Origin of the sequence: Streptomyces sp. CA-135486, assembly GCF_050936555.1 — a bacterium.
Lineage (GTDB): Bacteria > Actinomycetota > Actinomycetes > Streptomycetales > Streptomycetaceae > Streptomyces.
On record NZ_JBNJMM010000002.1, the window covers coordinates 2,645,998 to 2,667,087 of the forward strand.

Here is a 21,090-nt window from a genome sequence, read left to right on the forward strand (position 1 = left end):
CGCCGCCATGCTGCTGCAGGTGCTCGGCACCGCGGCGGGCGGGGGACTGCCCCAGTGGAACTGCGCGTGTCCCGGCTGCGATGGGGCACGCGCACACCCGCAGCGGCGGCGTCGTCACGCCTCACTCGCCCTGCGCGCGGACGAGGGCCGCTGGTATCTCGTCAACGCCTCCCCCGACATCGGCGACCAGATAGAGGACAGCCACGCGCTGCGGCCAGGGCCCGGACCGCGCGAATCCCCCGTGGCGGGCATGATCCTCACCGACGCCGAACTCGACCACATTCTCGGCATCGCCCGGCTGCGCGAGGCCGACGGCTTCGACATCCTCGCCACCCGGCCGGTACGGGACGCACTGCTCGACCGGCTGCGGCTCGGCGATGTGCTCGCCCCCTACACCCGTATCGAATGGCGGGAGTTGGGCCGCGATGCGGAACTCCTCGACAAGCGCGGCAGCGTGGAGATAGCTGCCGTACCCGTTTCGGCCAAACGCCCGCGCTATGCCGCCGGCGCCGGAGAGGACGAGGGCACCTGGGTCGTCGCCCTGCGGCTGTGTGAGACCACCACCGGCCGCAGCCTGCTCTACGCGCCCGCCCTCGCCCACTGGACCGACGCCTTCCAGCAGGCCGTCGAGGAGGCCGACTGCGTCCTCCTCGACGGCACCTTCTGGGACGACGAGGAGCCGCAGCGGACCGGAATCTCGGCCCGGACAGCAACCGGAATGGGTCATCTGCCGATCGACGGGCCGAACGGCACCGCACGACGGCTCACCGGACTGCGCGCCCGCTGCCTCTATACGCACCTCAACAACACCAACCCCCTCGCGGACCCGGACGCCCACCAGCACGCGCTGCTGGGCGAATGGGGACTCGAGGTCGCCGCCGACCGAATGGTGATCGAGCTGTGAGCACAGTCGCCCCGCGCGCCGCGGGCACCGATGAGTTGTGGAGCCCGGAAGAGTTCACGGCGCACTTACGGGCCGTGCCCGCCGAGCGCTACCACGACCGGCACCCGTTCAACGTTCGGATGCACCAAGGTGCCCTCACCCCGGAGGAACTGCGCCGCTGGATCCTCAACCGCTTCCACTACCAGCGGAACGTCCCCGTCAAGGACGCTCTGATCCTCGCCAAGTTCCACGACCCGGCGCTGCGCCGCTCCTGGTTGCGCCGGATCCAGGACCACGACGGACTCGTCGAGGGCGAGGGCGGTATCGAGCGCTGGCTGCGGCTCGGCGAAGCCGCCGGGATCGACCGCGAGCGGCTCCGGTCGGGCGCGGAAGTGCTCCCGGGCGTACGGCTCGCGGTCGACGGATACGTCAACTTCTGCCGGCTGCGCTCCCCGCTCGAAGCCGTCGCCGCCTCGCTCACCGAACTCGCCGCGCCCACCATCATGCGCACCCGCATCGACGCCTTCGAACGCCACTACCGGTGGATCGAGGCCGACGGACTCACCTACTTCCGCACGCGCATCGGGCAGGGCGGACGCGACAGCGAAGAGGCGCTCGCGCTGGTACTCGCATGGGCGCGGACCAGACAGGCGCAGGAGGCGGCCGTCGGGGCCCTCCGCTTCAAATGCGATGTGCTCTGGTCCCTGCTCGACGCCGTCGGCGGCGCGGGGGAGCGGACATGACCGACAGCTGGAAACCGGTGCTCTCACGGTCGGTGGTGTTCCGGCACGACCGGGTGCGGGGCACCGATCTGCTCGTACTGCCGGAGCGTGTGGTGGTGCTCCAGGGCAACGCCGGATCCATCGTGCGGCTCTGCGACGGAGTACGTGACGTCGACGCGATCGTGGCGGAGCTCGCCGAGCGGCACCCGGGCGCGCCAGTGGCCGAAGAAGTCCCGGTGTTTCTGGGCCGACTGCGCAAGGAGGGCTGGCTGAAATGACGGACCGCATCCGCAGGGAGGTCGATCCGCCGTGGGCACTGCTCGCGGAGCTCAGCCACGGCTGTCCGCTGCACTGCGCCTACTGCTCCAACCCTGTCGAACTGGTCGGTCGGTCAGAGGAGTTGACCACCTCGCAGTGGGCCGACGTCTTCCAGCAGGCCGCTGACCTGGGCGTTGTGCAGAGCCATCTGTCCGGGGGCGAACCGCTGCTGCGCCGCGATCTGACCGAGATCGTCGCCGCTGCCGACGGCGCGGGCATCCACACCCAGCTTGTCACCAGCGGCGTCGGACTCCACGAGAAGCGGCTCGCGGCCCTGACTGCGGCCGGGCTGCGCAGTGTGCAACTCTCCGTCCAGCACGCCGATCCCGTCGCCTCGGAGCTCATCGCCGGAGCCCGCTCGTTCGCCGCGAAGGAGCGCGCGGCCCGGCTCGTACGGGAGGCGGAGCTGCCGCTCGGCCTCAATGTCGTACTCCACCGGGCCAATCTGCACGCGCTCGACGACCTGATCGAACTCGGCCTGGCCTGGGGCGCGGAGCGGATCGAGCTGGCCAACGCCCAGTTCTACGGCTGGGCCCGGCGCAATCGGGCCGCCCTGCTGCCGGACCGGCAGCAGATCGCCGACGCCCTCGAACGCGTCGAGCGGTGGCGGGAGCGGCTGGCCGGGCGGATGGACCTGGTGTGGGTCGTGCCCGACTACATCGACGGCACCGCCAAGCCCTGCATGGGCGGCTGGGGTGCTCTCACGCTCACTGTCGCACCCGACGGCACGGTCTACCCCTGCCCGGCAGCAGCCGCGCTGCCCGGCCTGGACGCACCCAATGTCAAGGGCCGCTCCCTGGAGTGGATCTGGCGCGAGTCCAAGGCGTTCTCCATCTACCGCGGCGAGGAGTGGATGCAGCAGCCGTGCCGCAGCTGCGAGCTGCGCACCAAGGACTTCGGCGGCTGCCGCTGCCAGGCGTACGCCCTCACCGGCGACGCCACCCGTACGGACCCGGTGTGCCATCTCTCGCCGGATCACGCGTTCGTACGCGACCTCGTCGACCATCCGCGAGTCCCCGAGCCGGTGGCCGCACCCGCATACGCCTACCGCAAGGAAGGACCATGAAGCCATTGACTCGCCTGCTGCTGGCGGCCGCTCTCGCGGGCAGCACCCTCTCCGCCGTGCCCGTGCCCGTGCCCGCCCAGCCGCCCGCCGCCCCGGCCGCGCGGTACGAGACCGTTCGGTACGAGGCCGAGAACGCCGTCATCCACCAGGGCGCCGTGGAGAGCAACCACGCCGGATTCACCGGGTCCGGATTCGTCAACTACGCCAATACGGCCGGTAGCCACGTCGAATTCACCGTGGAAACCGCCCTGGCCCAGAGCACCACACTGGGCCTGAGATTCGCCAACGGGACCTCGGCGGACCGGCCGCTCGACATCACCGTGAACGGCCAACTGGTGGCCGACGACCTGACCTTCGCATCCACCGGAAGCTGGACCGGCTGGCAGACCAAAAACCTCATCGCAGCCCTGAAAGCCGGGACCAACACCGTACGAGCCACCTCCGCCGCCGCGGCCGGCGGCCCCAACGTCGACTCGCTCACCGTCGGCGAAAGCCCCTCCGTCGCCGACTGGTCGGTCGCGATGGTCGAGTCCACGACGGCGCGCTACTCGCCGAGCCAGATCGGCGGCTGGTCCTATCCCGTGGGCCTGTATCTCTACGGTCAGTACCTCGTCTATCAACGCACCCACGACGCCCGCTATCTGAGCTACCTCAAGAGCTATGTCGACCGCTTCGTCGACAGCGGCGGAAACATGGGGCAGAGCTTCAACAACCTCGACAGCATGCAGGCCGGACGGCTGCTCACCATCCTCCACCACGAGACGGGACAGGCGCGCTACCAGAAGGCGGCGAAGAAGATCAGGGACCGGCTGGGCACCTATCCGCGCACCTCGGAGGGCGGATTCTGGCATTCGGCATCGGATTCCCGGCGCAGCCAGCTCTGGGCGGACGGTGTCTACATGGTGAATCCGTTCCTCGTCGAGTACGGAAAGGAATTCGGCGACTCGACGTACACCAGCAATGAGGCGGCCAAGCAACTCGCCATCTACGGCAGCCATTTGCAGGTCGGCAGTGGGCTGCTGAGGCACGCCTGGGACGAGTCGCGCGACGCGAGCTGGTCCGATCCGAAGACCGGTCTCGCGCCCGAGCACTGGTGCCGTGCGATCGGCTGGTACTCCATGGCGATCGTCAACGTCCTGGACGCCGTGCCCGCCGACCATCCGCGCCGAGCCCAGCTGCTGACCCTGCTGCGGAATCTGGCCGGCGGCATCGAGAAATACCAGGACCCGGCTACCGGCCGCTGGTTCCAGGTCGTCGACAAGGGCTCGCTCAGTGACAACTGGACCGAGACGTCCTGTTCCAGCATGTTCACCTTCGCCCTCTCCCGCGCCGTGCAGCAGGGATATGTCGACGCCCACTACGCACAGGTGGCGCAGCGCGGATATCAGGGGGTGCTGCAGAAGATCTCGCTCGGCGGCGACGGCCGCACCAATCTCACCGACATTTCCATCGGGACGAATGTCGGGAACTACAGCTACTACATCCAGCGCGACCGGAAGACCAATGATTTCCACGGTCTCGCTTCGTTTCTCATCATGAACGAACAACTCCGGGCGACCAACTCCGGCCGAGGTGAAGGAAAATGAACGCATCCCGCAGAGCCCTACTGGGCGCGGCCGTCGGCGGCGCCGTGGCGGCAGGACTGCCGGCGCTCGCGACCGCGGCGAGCACCGCTTCCTGGCAGCTGCGCTGGTCGCCCTCCGCGAGCAGGGACAAACTCAAGGCCTTCGAGACGATCGAGGACGACCGGGCGGGCTCCCACCCGGCCGGCGCACCGCACATCTTCGCCGAGGGCGACAACGTCCGGTTCACCATGCACACCGTGGACCGGGACACCAGCACCGACCGGCAGCGCCACGAGGTCACCGGCTGCCGCAACGGCAGCTCCTACCTCCAGTGGAAGTCCGGCCAGACCTGGCGCGTCACCTACTCGATGTACATCCCGAGCACGCTGAAGGCGACCACCGGCTTCACGCACATCATGCAGATGAAGCAGCCCGGCGCGGGATCGTCGCCGATCGTCGTGCAGTCGCTGCGACGCGTGAACGGCGTGCAGACCATCGAGCTCAAGGTCATCCAGGGCGATGTCCTGGTGGGCCGTACGAACCTCGAACCGCTGCACAACAAGTGGACCGACGTCGACTTCCAGATCAAGATCGGCAACGGTACCTCGGGATCCGTCCGCTGGATCCTCAAGAGCGGCGGCACCACGGTGATCGACAAATCGAAGTCGGGCGTGGACACCTTCCTCGCCGACCGGGTGCGCCCCAAGTGGGGCATCTACCGCTCCCTGGGCGACAGTTCGGGCTCCCTGCAGAACTGCCACATGCTCCTCACCAATATGCGCGGCTACCAGCTCGTCTGAGGAGGACGACGTGAAATGCTCGAGAACCGCCGCCACCGCCTTGCTCGGCTTCCTGGTCGCGCTGGGAATCGCACAGCCGCCGGCCGGGGCCGAGCCGCCCGGACCACCCCCGATCGAGGCCCCCGCGGCGGCAGCGGCACCCGCATCCGCTGCCGCCGAGTTCAACGTCCGCGACTACGGCGCTGTCGGCAACGGCTCCACCAACGACACCTCGGCCATCAACAAGGCCATCACCGCGGCCAACACGGCGGGCGGCGGAATCGTCCGCTTCCCCTCGGGGACGTACGAGTCCAAGAACACGATCAAGATGAAGAGCAATGTCACCCTGCAGCTGGACGCCGGGTCGACCATCAGCGGCAATGCCGCGGACACCTATGACCCGCCCGAGTCGAACCAGTGGGACAACTACCAGGACTACGGCCACAGTCACTTCCACAACGCGATGATTTACGGCGACAACCTCACCAACATCGGTTTCACGGGCTCGGGCGTCATCGACGGAGACGGGGCGCTCATCACCGGCAATCCCAAGTCCGGCGAGGCCGACAAGATCATCTCGCTGACCCGCTGCAGGAACCTCACGCTCAGCGGCATCACGCTGCGCGAGGGCGGCCACTTCGCCGCGCTCCTCAACAACTGCGACAACGTGGTCTCCGACCGCCTCAGAATCGACACGGCGATGGACCGCGACGGCTGGAACATCATCTCCACCGCCAACGTCAAGATCACCAATGCCCATCTCGAGGCCAACGACGACGCGCTCGCCTTCAAGAGCGACTACGCGCTCGGCGCCAAGCTCAACAACGGGCATGTCACCGTCACCGACTCCTATCTCTCCGCCGGCTGCTGCAACGCGCTGATGTTCGGCTCCGAGACCTGTGGCGACTTCACCGACTACCGCTTCGAGCGGATCACCATCAAGGGCTCGGACAAGTCCGGCCTCGGTCTGGTCTCCATGGACGGCGCCAGGATTTCGGACGTCCACTACAAGGACATCACCATGACCGACGTCCGCTCGCCGATCATGCAGAAGGTCGGTACGAGAAAACGGTGCGGGAACAATCCCGGCGTCGGCTCCATCAGCAACATCACGTACGCCAACATCAAGGCGACCGGCATCACCCCGTCCTTTTCGCCGACCGTCTGGGGCGAGTCCGGCAGCGGCCGCATCCACGACATCACCTTCAACAATGTCGACATCACCGTGCCCGGCGGCAGCGGCACCATGTCCACCAACCCGCCGAGCAATGATCCGAAGGACTACAACCCCAAGGCGATCGGCACCCGCCCCGCCTACGGTTGGTACATCCGCAACGCCGACAACGTACGCTTCACCGACAGCGAGGTGCGCTTCGCGGCCAACGACGGCCGGCCCGCCGTCATCGCCAACAACAGCACCGGCATCCGCTTCGACCGCCTCACCGCGCAGCGCGGCAGCAACAGCCCGTCGGATCTCCTGTTCCAGACGGTGAACGGCTACTGCGTGGCGGGCAGCGCCAATACGAGTGGCGGCGCGCTGCGGATCAGCCAGGCCGGCTCCAGCCGGAACTGTGACGGCGCCGGCCCAGGCCCCGCGCCCACCCGTTACGAGGCCGAGAAGGCGACGTACACCGCCACCACCGCGAACGGCGCACCCAACATCGACTATCTGGACGGCCCCGCATGACCAGACGCCTGTGGGCGCGGCTGGCACTGGTGGGCGCGCTGCTTCTGGGCGCGCTCACCCTGCCGGGACCCGCCCGTGCCGATCTCCAGCACCCGCGCCAGGACTTCCTGCGCGCCTCCGTCGGCGGTCTCTTCCTGCACTGGGGGCAGCGGACGGCCCCGTCGCACAACAGCTGCAGCCAGTGGGAGACCGATGTCACCGGTGGCGGCTGGACGCCCGACTACTGGGTCCAGGAGGCGCAGAAGCTGCACACCCAGTACCTGGTGCTTGCCACCTTCCACAGCCGCCTGGGCTACGCACGCCCCTGGCCGTCCAAGATCCCCGGAAGCTGCAGCACGAAGCGCGACTTCCTCGGTGAGCTGATCACGGCAGCCAAGGCCAAGGGCCTCAAGACGATCCTGTACATGACCGACGACCCCCAGTGGCACGCCGAGGGCGGTCATGAGTGGCTCGACTCGGCGGCGTACTCGAAGTACAAGGGCCGCAGCGTCGATCTGACCGTACGGGACGGCTTCGGGGAGTTCAGCTACGACAACTTCTTCGAGGTCATGGACCGCTATCCGGACCTCGGGGGCTTCTGGATCGACAACGACAACGCGTACTGGGAGAGCCACAACCTCTACGCGCAGGTGTACCAGAAGCGCCCCACCTACACGATCAGCAACAACAACGAAGACACGCCGATCATGGACATGATCAGCAATGAGCAGAAGACGGGGATGAGCCCGTCGTACGACTACGCCCAGGCGGTCTACACGGCGGCGCCCCGGCTGATCGAGGCCGACTTCAAGCTCCCCTCCACCGGATCGTGGTGGTACACCGGCTCCGATCCCTCCGTCGACCGCAAGCTCACCCTTGGCCGGCTCATCACCAACGTCGGCTCCTCGGTGAAGGCGCTGATGGCCGAGACCGCCATGGTCAACGGCAAACTCCCCGCCAACCAGGCCGCGTTCAACAACTTCGCCAAGGGCTATCTCGACACCATCGGCGAGTCGCTGGGCGGCACCGAGGGCGGCGGCTATCTGCACGGGGGCCTCGCGCCCGGCTTCTGGAACGACGGCGCGCACGGAGTCACCACCGTCAGCAAGGCCGACCCGAACAAGCACTACATCCATGTGCTGACCCCGCCCTCCACCTCCACCCTGCGGCTGCGGGACAACGGCTACCGGGTGACGGGCGTGACCAACCTGCGCAGTGGCGCGGCCATTTCGTACAGCCAGAGCGGCGGAACGCTCAGCCTCAGCGGCCTCGGCGGCTGGGACGCGTACGACACCGTCTTCAAGGTCACGACGGCCGGACGCGAAGGCATCATCCCCGCCTCCTCGTACACGATGAGCGCCAGCGCGTCGGCGAGCGGGCACGGCGCCGAGGCCGCCGCGGACGGCGACTACCGCACCTACTGGGACAGCAACAAAACCACCCCGGTCTCGCTCCGCTTCGACCTGGGAGCGGCCAGGCGGGTGCAGTATCTCGGCATCAACCAGCGTGAGGACTCGGTCAGTTACGCACGCTCGGGCACCGAACAGTCCGCCCGGATCAGGGGCTACCGGGTGTACGTCAGCAGCGACGGCACCAACTGGGGGAGCCCCGTCAAGACCGGCACCCTGCCGAGCCGCCGCGGCGTCGCCGTCATCGACATCCCCGCGACCACCACCCGCCATGTGCGCCTGGAGGTCGTCAACACCCATGCGGCATCGAGCGATTCGACCCGCTACAAGCGGCTGCGGCTCGACGAGGCCTGGATCGGCAGCTCTTACGCGGCCGGTGGTGGCGCCACTCCGGCGCCGCAGCGCTACGAGGCCGAGGACGCCGCCTACTCCACGGGTGCCACCGTCGACGCGGACCACACCGGCTTCACCGGCACCGGCTTCGTCAACACGCCCAACGCGGCCGGTGCGTATGTGGAGTGGACGGTCCATTCGGCGACCGCCCGCACCGCCTCGATCGCGATCAGGTACGCCAACGGCACCGCTGCGGGCCGACCGCTGGACGTCGTGGTGAACGGCACGGTCGTCTCCGCGAACCGCGCCTTCGACGGCACAGGAGCGTGGACCAACTGGGCCGACTCGACCCTGACCGTCCCGCTCACTGCCGGGGCAAACTCCGTACGCACCACCGCCACCAGCGCGAACGGCGCACCCAACCTCGACCACCTCGATGTGGAGGCACCATGAGATCGCTCAGATCGCTCCTGGTCGCGGCGCTCGCGCTGCCGCTCGCCGCGGCCGGACTGACCGCGGCCCCGCCGCCCGCCGCCGCATCGGACAACGGTCTGTCCCTGCGGCCGGCGATGGGCTGGTCCAGCTGGAGCTTCGTACGCCGCTGGCCCACCGAGGCCAAGCTCAAGGCCCAGGCCGATGCCCTGGTCAGCAGCGGTCTCAAGGACCACGGCTACGTCTACCTCAACCTCGACGACTTCTACCAGAAGTGCGACTCCAACGGCTTCACGGTCGACCAGTACGGACGATGGGCCGTCGACGAGGCGAAATTCCCCTCCGGCATCAAGGCGCTGGCCGACTATGTCCACTCCAAGGGGCTCAAGTTCGGCTTCTACGTCACCCCCGGCATCGCCAAGAACGCCGTCACCAAGAACACGCCGATCGAAGGGACCTCGTACCACGCGAAGGACATCGCCGACACGTCCAAGCTGGAGAAGAACTACAACTGCAAGAACATGTACTACATCGACTACAGCAAGCCTGGCTCCCAGGAATTCGTGAACTCCTGGGCTCGCCAGTTCGCTTCCTGGGGAGTCGACTATCTGAAGATCGACGGCGTCGGCAGCCATGACATCCCCGACGTCCGCGCCTGGGACAAGGCCCTGCGCGCATCGGGCCGTCCCATCAACTACGCACTCTCCAACAACCTCGCCATCGCCGACGCCCCCACCTGGCGACAACTCGCCAACAGCTGGCGCACCCAGGGCGACGTCGAGTGCTACTGCGGCCCCGGGCCCAACGGCAGCGGCTTCCCCCTCACCACGTGGGACAAGGTGACCTCCCGCTTCACCTCCGCGGCGAACTGGCAGCAGTACGCGGGCCCCGGCGGCTGGAACGACCTGGACTCGCTGGAGATAGGCAACGGCGACCAGGTCGGCCTGAGCGCCGACCAGCGGCGCTCGCACATGACCCTGTGGGCCATGGCCGCGTCCCCACTGCTGCTCGGCACGGACCTCACCGCGCTCAACGCCACCGACAAGGCGATGCTGACGAACGACCGGCTGATCGCGGTCAACCAGGACGGCGTCGCGGCGAAACGCATCGTCAACTCCAGTCCCCAACAGGTCTGGAGCAAACGCGAGGCGGGCGGCGACTACATCGTCGCGCTCTTCAACACCGGGACCTCGGGCAACCAGAGAGTCAGCGTGAACTGGTCGCAGGTCGGCTTCTCCGGGACCGCCGCCGTCACCGACCTTTGGTCGGGCCAGAGCGGCGGAGTGGTGAGCGGCTCCTACGGCGTCACGCTGCGGCCGGGGGAGACCCGGCTGATCCGGGCCACGCCGCAGTCGGGCACCGGCGCCCGGTACGAGGCCGAAAACGCCTCGTACAGCGCGGGGTCGACCGTCGACAGCGACCACGGCGGCTTCAGCGGCAGCGGATTCGTGAACACGCCCAATGCGGCCGGGGCGTATGTGGAGTGGACGGTCGAGTCGGCCACCGCCCGCGAGGCCGCGCTGACCCTCCGCTACGCCAACGGCACCGCCGTGGGCCGCCCGATGGATGTCTCCGTCAACGGTGCCGTCGTCTCGGCCGGCCGCGCCTTCGACGGCACCGGCGCGTGGACCACCTGGGCCGACGCCACCCTCACCGTCCCGCTCAAGGCGGGTGCGAACACCGTACGCGTCACCGCCACGACGGCGAACGGCGCACCCAACCTCGACTACCTCGACAGGGGATGACCGACGTGCGCCCTCCACCACACGGCTCTGTAACTCCGTGACGGGCGCCTCAGTCGTCGGACACGCCGCCGTGGTGGCGGAGGAACGGTCCCAGTGGACCGCTCCAAAACCGGGATGGCGCTGCGCGACGTCCAACGGCGACGCGTCAGCGGTAGAGCGCGTCCACCTCGACCGCGTACGCCGCCTCGATCGCCTTCCGCTTGAGCTTCAGCGAAGGCGTGAGCAGCCCGTGCTCCTCGCTGAACGGATGCGCCAGGATCCGGAACGTACGGATCGACTCGGCCTTGGACACCAGCGTGTTGGCGGCCACCACCGCCCGGCGGATCTCCAACTCCAGTTCCGGGTCCCGCACCATCTCGGCCGGTGGCAGCGGCGGCTTGTTCTGCATGGCCAGCCAGTGGTCGACAGCCTCCTGGTCCACGGTGACCAGGGCCGCGATGTACGGGCGGTCGTTGCCGACGACGATGCACTGCGCCACCAGGGGATGATGGCGCACCCGCTCCTCGAGACCAACGGGCGAGACGCTCTTGCCGCCCGACGTCACCAGGATCTCCTTCTTCCGCCCGGTGATGGTCAGATACCCGTCCTCGTCGAGCGCGCCGAGATCCCCGGTGGCCAGCCAGCCGTCATGCAGCACGGCGTCGGTGGACTTGGCGTCCCCGAGGTACCCGGAGAAGATATGGCCGCCGTGCAGCCACACCTCGCCGTCCTCCGCGATATGCACGGTGGTGCCCGGGATCGGCTGGCCGACCGTGCCGTACCGGGTGCGCTCGGGCGGGTTGGCCGTCGCTGCCGCGGTGGACTCGGTGAGTCCGTACCCCTCGAAGACCGTGACGCCCGCGCCCTCGAAGAAGAGGCCGAGCCGCCGGTTCATGCCGGAGCCGCCGGACATGGCGTGCCGCACCCGGCCGCCCAGCGCGGCACGGACCTTTCCGTACACCAGCTTCTCGAAGATCTGGTGCTGGACCCGCAGTCCCGCCGAGGGGCCGGGACCGAGCCCGAAGGCCCGGTGCTCCAGCGCCTCCGCGTACTTCACCGCGACCTCGACGGCCTTGTCGAAGGGGCCCGCTTTCCCGTCGGCCTCGGCCTTGCGGCGGGCGGCGTTGAAGACCTTCTCGAAGATGTACGGGACGGCCAGGATGAACGTCGGCCGGAATGAGACGAGATCGGGCAGCAGCGCGCTCGCCTGCAGCACCGGCTGATGGCCGAGCTTGACCCGGCCGCGGATCGCCGCGACCTCGACCATCCGGCCGAAGACATGCGAAAGAGGCAGAAACAGCAGGGTGGCGGCCTCGTCGCCCGGCTTGGAGTGGAACACCGGCTCCCAGCGGGCGATCATCGTGTCGGCCTCGAACATGAAGTTGGCGTGCGTGATCACACAGCCCTTGGGGCGGCCGGTGGTGCCCGAGGTGTAGATGATGGTGGCGATCGAGTCGGGGGTGACCGCCCGCCGGTGCCGGTGCACCACCTCGTCGTCGATGTGCGCGCCCGCCTGGAAGAGTTCGGCGACCGCCCCGGTGTCCAGCTGCCACAGCCGCTTCAGCTGAGGCAGCCGGTCTATCACCGAGCCGATGGTCATGGCGTGGTCCTCGTGCTCCACCATGCATGCCGTGACCTCGGAGTCGTACAGCATCCAGAAGACCTGTTCGGCCGACGAGGTGGGGTACATGGGGACCGACTGCGCGCCGACCGTCCAGATCGCGAAGTCGAAGAGCGTCCACTCGTAGCGCGTACGGCACATCAGCGCGACGCGGTCCCCGAACCGCACGCCGTGCGCGATCAGTCCCTTGGCCAGCGCCAGCACCTCGTCGCGGAACTGCGCGGAGCTCATGTCCTGCCAGAGTCCGGCCGCGTCCTTGCGGCCGAGCGCGACGCGGTCCGGATCGTCGTCGGCATGGTCGAAGACCGCGTCCGCAAGTCCGCCGACCTGAGGCGCTGCGTCCATGGGTGGGACAGTGAACTCGCGCAATGGCCTGCTCCTTGTGGCGCTCCCCGCACAGCGCCGTGACGCTACCCCACCGGGCGGCCGGGCGGGAGAGCCTTCCAGAACTGTGGACGAATGGCATCAGTACAGGTCAGGTACGGATAGCCGGTCACGGGGAGGGAGGTTCGGGCGCGCTTCTGACCGCAGAGTAAGTAAGCCGCGCCCGAATCTCCACCAAATCTGTACGGTGCGATCACCCTCGCTCTACGGCTAGCGGGGGATTGGTCCGTACCTGTGCTTCCGGCGCGGCCGGGGCCCGCACCCACACCAGCACCGCGAGGCCCGCCAGCAGGCCGGCGATTCCCGCAGCCACCGCCGCGGTGTTCAGCCCCGACGCGAAGGCCGTCCGCAGCACTGTCTCGGCCGTCGTGGCACGCAGCGCCGTGGCGCCGCCGCCCGCGAGGGTGTGCGCCGCGCCCGCGGCACCGTCGACGCCGGCGCCGTCGAGCGACGTCGTCATCCGGGCGGTGGCGATCGTACCGAAGACCGCGACGCCCAGTGCATAGCCGAGCTGACGGAACGTATTGACCGCGCCGCCCGCCATGCCGGCGTTCCGCTGCGGCACGGAAGACAGCGCCGCGCCCGCGAGCCCGGGCGAGACCAGGCCGACACCGATGCCCGCGACGGCGAGCCCGGCGGTCAGGGCGGCCCACCCCGAATCGGCGTCCAGCACGCCCTGCGCCGCTGTGCCGCCGCCGATCAGCAGCAGCCCGCCACCGATCACCCACCGGTGCGGCGCACCGTGCAGCAGCCGGCCCGAGGCCGCGGCCACCACGAACGCCGTCGCGGCGAGCGGCAGCAGCGCAAGCCCGGCCCGCACCGGGCTCATGCCGAGCATCGTCTGCAGCCAGATGGAGGTGTACGGCAGCACCCCGAAGGCGGCCGCGTTGTAGGCCAGGCCCCCGGCCATCACGGCCAGGAACGAGGGCCGCGCGAACAGCGACAGATCGATCAGCGGATCGGCCACCCGGCGCTCCACCGCGACGAAGGCGGCAAGGCCGACGGCCGCGACGGCGAACCACACACCGGTGCGCGCCGATGCCCAGCCGGCCTCACCGGCCCGCACCACCGCGTAGGTCGCCGCCCCGGCGAACAGTGCGAACGACGCCGTACCCGCCCAGTCGACGCGCCGCGAGCCCCGCCCGGACGGCCGCACCGCGCGCAGCGTCATCCAGATCGCCGCCACGCTCACCGGCAGATTGATGAAGAAGATCCACCGCCAGTCCAGGCTCTGGGTGAGCACTCCGCCGAGCACCGGGCCGAGCGCTGCCGCCGCTCCGCTGACCGCTCCCCACACCCCGAGCGCAACGGACCGCTCCCGCCCCTGGTACTCGGCCGCGAGCAGCGACAGCGTGGTGGCGAACATCGCGGCGGCGCCGACCCCCTGCACGGCGCGCATCGCGATCAGCGCCGCCGGACCCGACGCAAGGCCGCAGCCCAGCGACGCCGCCGCGAACAGCGCTATGCCCACCACATACATCCGGCGGCTCCCGAGCACATCGGCGGCCGCCCCCGCGCCGAGCAGCAGCGCCGCGAGCACCAGCGCATAGATGTCGATCACCCACTGCAGATCGGTGAGCGAGGCGTCCAGCGCACCCGCCATGTCCGGCAGTGCGACGATCACCACCGTCACATCCAGCAGCAGCATGAAAGTCCCGAGACAGACCGCGGTCAGCGGCCTCCACTTGCCCATGACGTCCTCCGTCGGCATTGGTGTGCGTACCTGCCGTACGATCCGAGATCCAGCCCGTGATCCCGCAGTCGATCACCAACCGGAGCCGGAACCCGACACCGAAAGGCGTTTCAGCGGTGGAATCACACGCACCGGACGCACTCGACCGCCAACTGCTGCACGCGCTGGACATCGACGGACGCGCCCCCTTCAGCCGGCTCGCCGCAGTACTCGGCGTCTCCGACCAGACGGTTGCCCGGCGCTTCCGGCGGCTGCGCGCAGAAGTCGGCGTACGCGTGGTCGGCGTACGCGACGTCGAACGCCTCGGCCAGGAGCGGTGGATGCTGCGGCTGCGCTGCACCCCCGACGCCGCGGACGCCATCGCCCGCGCTCTCGCACGCCGTCCGGACACCGCCTGGATCGGCCTCGCCTCGGGCGGTACTGAGGTGGTCGGCATGACCCGGATGCGGACCCGCGGCGAGCACGACGAACTGCTCCTCGGCAAGCTTCCGCGCACCCCGAGCATCGTCGAGATCCGCGCCCACCAGCTGCTGCACGGCTTCTACGGCGGACCGTCCGGCTGGCTGGCCAAACAGGGCGCGCTCACTCCCGACCAGGCCGACGCGCTGCGGCCGGTGTTCGACGAGCCGCCCGCCCCCGACGGCGTCACAAGCATCACCGACGACGACGAACCGCTGGTCACCGCCCTCGAAGCCGACGGCCGGGCGTCCTTCCCCGAGCTGCAGAAGGCCACCGGCCGCTCGGAGTCCGCCGTACGCCGCAGGCTCGACCAACTCCGGCGCTCCGGCGCGCTCTTCATCGATGTGCAGTTCGACACCGACGCCTTCGGCTACGGCACCCGCGCCCTGCTGTGGATCACCGCGGCGCCCTCGGCCCTCGAGACGGTCGGCCGCGCGCTCGCAACCCATCCCGAGGTGGCCTTCGCCGCCGCGACGGCCGGCCACTCCAATGTGGTCGCGGTGATCGTCTGCCGTGACACGCAATCCGTCTACCGCTATCTGAACGAGAGCCTCGGCCGGCTGGCGGGCGTACAGCATGTGGAGTGCGCCCCGGTGCTGCGGACGGTCAAGCAGCTGAGGTACGAGGAGCGCCGCTGAAGCCCGGTTTGCCGTGGACATGATGATCACTCTAAAGTCGCGGCCGTCCAAGGTCGTTCACTCGGGGGCTGGTCACATCCATGCGTACGAAACCACTGTTCACTGCTGCCGCTGCCCTGTTCGTGCTCACCGCCTGCGGAAGCGGCGGCATGACACCGCCGGACGCGGTGAACGGCGCCGGTGCGGGCACCGGCCAGGCGCAGGGCGACAATCCGGCGGACCCCAAGGAAGGCACCCTCGAGAACCCCACCAAGAACGGTGGGGTCAATGGCTCCGCGCCGGACGACGCCACCGGCTTCGACGGCCTGCCCGTCGCGGGCAGCATGAAGGCCGCTTTCGACTATGTCGCCACGTACTCCCGCTGCAAGGATCTCGGAACCCGCCCCGACGACGAGCGCTTCTACAGCGGCGACAGCGAAAAGGACGCCGGCTGGGGCGTGACGGAGCGGGGTGTGTGCAGCACCGGCCACCGGGATCAGTGGACCCGGATCTTCATGGTGAGCGACATGAAGAAGTTCCAGGGGGCCTACAAGGCCGATCTGTACAAGCAGTTCAAGGATGACCCGGAGGCCGGACTGAACGGCGGCTTCGCCATCGGTCAGGACTTCGCGGTGGTGGCGGTCGGCAGTGACGAGGTCCGCGGACTCGGCCAGTCGCAGCTGCTCATCCTCAACTGCAACCCGAGTTTCGCCGTCCCGAGCGGCTACAAGAAGGAGAAGGCGCTGGTGGAGGGCTGCGTGCTGACGGACTTCACCGGCGACTGACCGGCGGCCGCGGCCCGGCCGGGCGGTGCAGCCGGTCGCCGCCCGCGAGGATCGACGCGGCCAGCGCATCCGCCGCCTCCTGAGCGCCATGGTGCGCGCCCGCGCGACGGTTGTGCAGCAGTACGAAGTCCACGTCGCCCAGTTCGGGCAGGTCCGCGCGGGCGGGGACCTGGACCAGGCCCGGCGGGATCAGACCGCGGGTGTGGGCCATCACGCCGAGACCGGCCTGTGCCGCCGCGATCAGGCCGCTCAGGCTGGTGCTCGTACAGGCGATGCGCCAGGCGCGGCCGTTGGCCTCAAGCACTTCCAGCGCGCGGGCGCGCGTGATGCCGGGCGGCGGGAAGACGATCAGCGGCACCGGGCGGTCCGGGTCGAGCCGCAGCTGCCGGGCGCCGATCCAGGTCAGGGTGTCCTGCCAGACGAGCTCGCCGAGGGTGTCACCGGTGCGCCGTTTGGCGAGCACCAGATCGAGACGGCCCGCCTCAAGGCGCTTGTGCAGCGTGCCGGAGAGCTCGACGGTGAGCTCCAGATCGACCTCGGGGTGATCGCGGCGGAACGACTGAAGGATCTCCGGGAGCCGGGTCAGCACGAAGTCCTCGGAGACCCCGAAGCGCAGCCGCCCGCGCAGCCGTGTCCCCGTGAAGTACTCGGACGCGCGCTCGTGCGCCCGCAGGATCGTACGGGCGAAGCCGAGCATCGCTTCGCCGTCCTCAGTGAGCTCCACGCTGTGCGTGTCCCGCGCGAACAGCTGCCGCCCGGCCGCGTCCTCGAGCCGCCGCACATGCTGGCTCACCGTCGACTGCCGCAGCCCGAGGCGGCGCGCCGCCTGGGTGAAACTCAGGGTCTGCGCCACCGCGAGGAAGGTCCGCAGCTGGGCCGGGTCGTACACCCTTCGAGGGTAGCCCCGCCATCGCCATTCGTGATGACAGTCAGAGCGCTGTACGGGATTCCCGATCGGTCCGGCCGGGAGGAGCATGGAGGGGGCGCGACCCGTACCGAGAGCAAAGTGAGCATATGAGCCGCCGCACGCTGCAGTTGCCGTCCTGGCTGCCGGTAGATCCGTACATCATGGCGCTGCTGGGGACGGTGTGCCTCGCGGCACTGATCCCGGCGTCGGGTGCGGCCGCCGAGGTGGTGGGCGGGGCGTCGACCGGGGCTGTGGCGCTGCTCTTCTTCCTGTACGGCGCGCGACTGTCGACGCGCGAGGCGCTGGAGGGGCTGCGGCACTGGCGGCTCCATCTGACGGTGCTGGCCGCGACGTTCCTGGCCTTCCCGCTGCTGGGCCTCGCGGCGCGGGTCCTCGAGCCCCAGGTGCTCACCCCGCAGCTGTACAGCGGGCTGCTGTTCCTCTGTCTCGTCCCGTCGACGATCCAGTCCTCGATCGCCTTCACCTCGATCGCGCGCGGCAATGTGCCGGCGGCGATCTGCGCGGGCTCCTTCTCCAGCCTCGCCGGCATCGTGCTCACACCACTGCTGGCGGCGCTCCTGCTGGGCGGGAGCGCGGGCGGCTTCTCCACGGACTCGCTGATCAAGATCGTTCTGCAACTGCTGGTGCCGTTCCTGGCGGGGCAGCTGCTGAGGCGGTGGGTCGGCGGGTTCCTGACGCGCCGGAAGAGGGCGCTCGGGTATGTCGACCGGGGGTCGATCCTGCTGGTCGTCTATACGGCCTTCAGCGAGGGCATGGTCGCGGGCGTCTGGCACCAGGTGACTGCGGTGCGGCTGACGGCACTGCTGGGGGTGGAGGCGGTGCTGCTGGCGGCGATGCTTCTGCTGACGTGGTACGGGGCGAAGCGGCTGGGGTTCGGGCGGGCGGACCGGATTGCGATCCAGTTCGCGGGGTCGAAGAAGAGCTTGGCGGCGGGGCTGCCGACGGCGAGTGTGCTGTTCGGGGCGCAGGCAGGGGTGGCTGTGCTGCCGTTGATGCTTTTTCATCAGATGCAGTTGATGGTGTGTGCGGTGCTGGCGAAGCGCAGGTCGCGGGATGCGGGGGCGGTGGCTGCTCCCGGGGACGCGGGAGGTCATCGACTCGTGGATCACGGCCAGTTCGGGCAAGAACCCTTGCCGAACGTGACCAATTCCTCGCCCCGCCGGGGCGCATCGCCGACCCCGACGCGCCCTGCGACTGACAAGATCGCCGGGTGACGACGTACGCCATACGCCCCTTCGGGCCCCGCCCCTGCACCCTGGTCGTATGCCGCGGCTGCTGCTGCGGTGACGCCCGCAAGAACCCCGGCACCGACCACGAGGGCCAGCTCGCCAGGCTGCGCGAGGCCGCCGCGGACTCCGGCGGGCGGCTCGCGGTGCGCACGAGCGACTGCCTCGGGCCCTGCGGCCAGGCGAATGTGATCGTGGTCCAGCCCTCCACGGATGGCCGCCGTCGAGGAGCTCGCGCCGCCTGGATCGGCTGGGCGCTGGACGACGACGCGACGGACGACATCCTGGCCTGGGTGCGGGCGGGCGGCCCGGGCGTCGCGGAACTTCCGGCCACGCTCGAACTCCAGACGATCCCGGCCCCGGCGGAGACCCGGCGCCGCGCCCGCGCCTCGCGCCGCGACTGAAGCACTGGGAACCGGGCTCCGGCCCTTCCGGCCGTCGCCTGCAGAGTAGAATCAGTACTCATGTCGAAGCCTGATGATCTGCTCGTCGACGTCGCCGCCATGGTGGAGTCGGAGCAAACCAATCAGATGTCCCTGACCGTGGTTGTCCCCGGCGCCGTCATCACCGGACGGCTGGCTCCTGAGGCCATGTGGAGGACGCGGGTGGCTGAGGTCCTCAAGGATTCGGACCGGCTCGGCCCGTTCGCCACCATTTTTGTGAACGCCGGGGCGGGCGCCTCCGCCCAGCGCGGCGACCAACCCTCGCACCTGCACTTTCATGTCGCGAGGATCCTCCAGGGCAGTCTCGGGATTCCGGAGACCGGCGGTATGTACCGGATCGCCATCAAGGACGTGAGCGCCTGGACCGTAGGGGACTTCAGTTATTCCGACCACTGAGCAGGTTGCCCTCGACTGTGTCGCGCCGCCCGCCCACTGGTAACGGCTGAAGCCCCGCCCGAGCTGCAGCATGGAGTCAGGAACCCCTGGCCGCTCCCGGCCGCCTGGCGGGGTTGCGTTCGCCGCGGCGGACCGGCAGAGGCGGAAGAGGTGCAGGTGCATGGGTTCGCAGTCGCACGGTCACGACGAGCCGACCGAGGCCATCGTTGAGGTGGACCGGGCAGTGCAGCACGCCCTGGACCGGCTGACGTTGCTGACCAACGCCTCTGAGGCGCTGGCCAGCACCCTCGACATCGACGAGGGTCTGCGACGCCTGTGCCGCACGCTGGTGCCGGGTCTCGCCGACTGGTGCGCGGTGGATCTGCGCGACGAGCACGGCCGGCTGCGCCGGCACGTGGTCGAGCACCGTGAGCCGGATGTGCTGTCACCCGGCCTGTACGAGGGTGAGCTGCCACCCGTGTCCGAGGAATCGACTGCCTCGGTGGCACGCGCGCTGCGGGGCGCCGGACCACTGCTCGTCACAGAGTTCACCGCACCCGACTGCGCGGTCGATCCACTCCGCGCCAGGGAGCTGGAACTCTTCGACCACCTGGGAGCCGACACGGTGGTGATCGCGCCGCTGCGGGCCCGCCGCCAGGTGCTGGGCGCCCTGACCCTGGCACGTACGGGGACCACCGGTGCGCTGGACGAGGACACTCTTCCGCTGGCGGAGGACCTGGCACACCGTGTCGCGCTCGCCGTCGAGAACGCACGTCTGCACGCGGAGGTCCAGCACACAGGGGAGCGCATCCAACGTTCCCTGCTGCCCGATCTGCCCACCGACGGCCATCTCGAGTTGGCCGCCCGCTACCAGCCCGCCCTGGCCACCTCCCAGGTCGGCGGTGACTGGTACGACTCGTTCGTGCTGCCCGGCGGTGCCATGACCCTCATCATCGGAGACGTCGCCGGCCACGACCTGCAGGCCACCGTGACCATGAGCCATATGCGCAACATGCTGCGCGGCATCGCCTGCGACCGCAAAGAGCCACCGGGCAAGATCCTTGGCCGGCTGGACGCGGCTATCGGCATTCTCTACCCTCACCAGACTCTGACCTGCATCTACGCACTGCTGGAGAAGCCCGACGAGCATCAGCGGTGGAGGATGGAGTACGCCGCCGCGGGCCATCCCGCTCCGCTGCTGATCACCGCGGAAGGCGACACGCGATTCCTGACCGAGGGCCGCAGCATGCTGTTGGGAGTGGATTCCAACCAACTACGTCCTGACGCCACCGAAGTCCTGCCGTCGAACTCCACCGTCCTGTTCTACACCGACGGCCTCATCGAACGGCCCACGGAAATCCTCGACCGCGGCGCCGCTCGGCTGCGCCAGCACGCCGCCGCGCTCGCCCAGGAACCCCTGGAGTCCTTCTGCGACGAGTTGCTCACCGGCCTCGCACAGGCCAGCAGCGACGATGTGGCACTCATCGCCGTCCGCATCCCCGCGCGCCACGAAAGCCCCGAGTCGGCCACCGCCACCGCCGACTGAGGCCGGCACATCGGCGCCCCGCCCGGGCGGCCGACCGAATCCGGCCACCCGCAGTCACCAACTCTTCGCCCAACTGTCGCCGTTCCAGCGCCGCTGCCGACCACGGCTGGACACCT

18 protein-coding genes are annotated in these 21,090 nt (G+C 69.3%); 15 read left to right on the top strand and 3 right to left on the bottom strand.

The window, feature by feature from the left end; all coding sequences use genetic code 11:
* Window positions 1-7: 7 nt before the first annotated feature.
* The 9 genes from pqqB to ACQEVG_RS31520 are packed head-to-tail and all read left to right on the top strand — an operon-like array spanning window position 8 to window position 10,918.
* Complete coding sequence (pqqB, locus tag ACQEVG_RS31480; protein WP_432990090.1) at window positions 8-904, top strand: pyrroloquinoline quinone biosynthesis protein PqqB; 897 nt, start codon at window positions 8-10, stop codon at window positions 902-904.
* Window positions 901-1,626: a pyrroloquinoline-quinone synthase PqqC gene (pqqC, locus tag ACQEVG_RS31485; protein ID WP_432990092.1), complete on the top strand. Its 726-nt coding sequence runs from the start codon at window positions 901-903 to the stop codon at window positions 1,624-1,626. Before pqqB ends, pqqC begins: the two co-directional genes overlap by 4 nt.
* The gene (gene pqqD / locus ACQEVG_RS31490) at window positions 1,623-1,883 is read left to right on the top strand and encodes a pyrroloquinoline quinone biosynthesis peptide chaperone PqqD (protein WP_432990095.1); all 261 of its coding nucleotides are present in this window, start codon (window positions 1,623-1,625) and stop codon (window positions 1,881-1,883) included. Before pqqC ends, pqqD begins: the two co-directional genes overlap by 4 nt.
* Window positions 1,880-2,989 (top strand): pyrroloquinoline quinone biosynthesis protein PqqE, encoded by a 1,110-nt coding sequence (pqqE, locus tag ACQEVG_RS31495; RefSeq protein ID WP_432990098.1) that lies wholly within the window; start codon window positions 1,880-1,882, stop codon window positions 2,987-2,989. Before pqqD ends, pqqE begins: the two co-directional genes overlap by 4 nt.
* Window positions 2,986-4,575, top strand: a complete 1,590-nt coding sequence (locus tag ACQEVG_RS31500) for a glycoside hydrolase family 88 protein (protein WP_432990100.1) — start codon at window positions 2,986-2,988, stop codon at window positions 4,573-4,575. The genes pqqE and ACQEVG_RS31500 overlap by 4 nt, the downstream gene beginning before the upstream one ends.
* On the top strand, window positions 4,572-5,354 hold the full coding sequence (locus ACQEVG_RS31505; RefSeq protein ID WP_432990102.1) for a Tat pathway signal sequence domain protein: 783 nt from the start codon (window positions 4,572-4,574) through the stop codon (window positions 5,352-5,354). Before ACQEVG_RS31500 ends, ACQEVG_RS31505 begins: the two co-directional genes overlap by 4 nt.
* A gap of 10 nt (window positions 5,355-5,364) precedes the next feature.
* A complete protein-coding gene (locus tag ACQEVG_RS31510) occupies window positions 5,365-7,020 on the top strand; it encodes a glycoside hydrolase family 28 protein (RefSeq protein ID WP_432990104.1) in 1,656 nt (551 codons plus the stop codon).
* Entirely contained in the window at window positions 7,017-9,194 is a 2,178-nt protein-coding gene (locus tag ACQEVG_RS31515; protein ID WP_432990106.1) for a discoidin domain-containing protein, read from the top strand. Before ACQEVG_RS31510 ends, ACQEVG_RS31515 begins: the two co-directional genes overlap by 4 nt.
* Window positions 9,191-10,918 (top strand): carbohydrate-binding protein, encoded by a 1,728-nt coding sequence (locus ACQEVG_RS31520; protein WP_432990108.1) that lies wholly within the window; start codon window positions 9,191-9,193, stop codon window positions 10,916-10,918. The genes ACQEVG_RS31515 and ACQEVG_RS31520 overlap by 4 nt, the downstream gene beginning before the upstream one ends.
* Before the next feature lie 145 nt (window positions 10,919-11,063).
* On the opposite strand, the gene ACQEVG_RS31525 is transcribed toward ACQEVG_RS31520, so the two are convergent.
* Window positions 11,064-12,863, bottom strand: a complete 1,800-nt coding sequence (locus tag ACQEVG_RS31525; RefSeq protein ID WP_432990110.1) for an AMP-dependent synthetase/ligase — start codon at window positions 12,861-12,863, stop codon at window positions 11,064-11,066.
* Between the two features lie 232 nt (window positions 12,864-13,095).
* Complete coding sequence (locus tag ACQEVG_RS31530; RefSeq protein ID WP_432990112.1) at window positions 13,096-14,595, bottom strand: MFS transporter; 1,500 nt, start codon at window positions 14,593-14,595, stop codon at window positions 13,096-13,098.
* 116 nt (window positions 14,596-14,711) lie between these two features.
* Between ACQEVG_RS31530 and ACQEVG_RS31535 the strand changes: the two genes are divergently transcribed.
* Entirely contained in the window at window positions 14,712-15,692 is a 981-nt protein-coding gene (locus tag ACQEVG_RS31535; RefSeq protein ID WP_432990114.1) for an AsnC family transcriptional regulator, read from the top strand.
* Window positions 15,693-15,772: 80 nt separating this feature from the next.
* Window positions 15,773-16,456 carry a hypothetical protein gene (locus ACQEVG_RS31540; protein ID WP_432990116.1) on the top strand — a complete coding sequence of 228 codons (684 nt, stop codon included), beginning with the start codon at window positions 15,773-15,775 and terminating at the stop codon, window positions 16,454-16,456.
* On the opposite strand, the gene ACQEVG_RS31545 is transcribed toward ACQEVG_RS31540, so the two are convergent.
* Window positions 16,443-17,345 carry a LysR substrate-binding domain-containing protein gene (locus tag ACQEVG_RS31545; RefSeq protein WP_432990118.1) on the bottom strand — a complete coding sequence of 301 codons (903 nt, stop codon included), beginning with the start codon at window positions 17,343-17,345 and terminating at the stop codon, window positions 16,443-16,445. The two genes, ACQEVG_RS31540 and ACQEVG_RS31545, sit on opposite strands and share 14 nt — an antisense overlap.
* 125 nt (window positions 17,346-17,470) lie before the next feature.
* On the opposite strand from ACQEVG_RS31545, the gene ACQEVG_RS31550 reads away from it, so the two are divergent.
* The 4 genes from ACQEVG_RS31550 (at window position 17,471) to ACQEVG_RS31565 (ending at window position 20,974) form a co-directional block, all read left to right on the top strand.
* Window positions 17,471-18,598 carry a bile acid:sodium symporter family protein gene (locus ACQEVG_RS31550; protein WP_432990120.1) on the top strand — a complete coding sequence of 376 codons (1,128 nt, stop codon included), beginning with the start codon at window positions 17,471-17,473 and terminating at the stop codon, window positions 18,596-18,598.
* Window positions 18,595-19,014, top strand: coding sequence for a (2Fe-2S) ferredoxin domain-containing protein (locus ACQEVG_RS31555; protein ID WP_432990122.1), 420 nt, complete (start codon window positions 18,595-18,597; stop codon window positions 19,012-19,014). Before ACQEVG_RS31550 ends, ACQEVG_RS31555 begins: the two co-directional genes overlap by 4 nt.
* 60 nt (window positions 19,015-19,074) lie before the next feature.
* Complete coding sequence (locus tag ACQEVG_RS31560; RefSeq protein WP_432990124.1) at window positions 19,075-19,449, top strand: hypothetical protein; 375 nt, start codon at window positions 19,075-19,077, stop codon at window positions 19,447-19,449.
* A 160-nt stretch (window positions 19,450-19,609) separates the two neighbouring features.
* Entirely contained in the window at window positions 19,610-20,974 is a 1,365-nt protein-coding gene (locus ACQEVG_RS31565) for a PP2C family protein-serine/threonine phosphatase (RefSeq protein ID WP_432990126.1), read from the top strand.
* Window positions 20,975-21,090 lie beyond the last annotated feature (116 nt).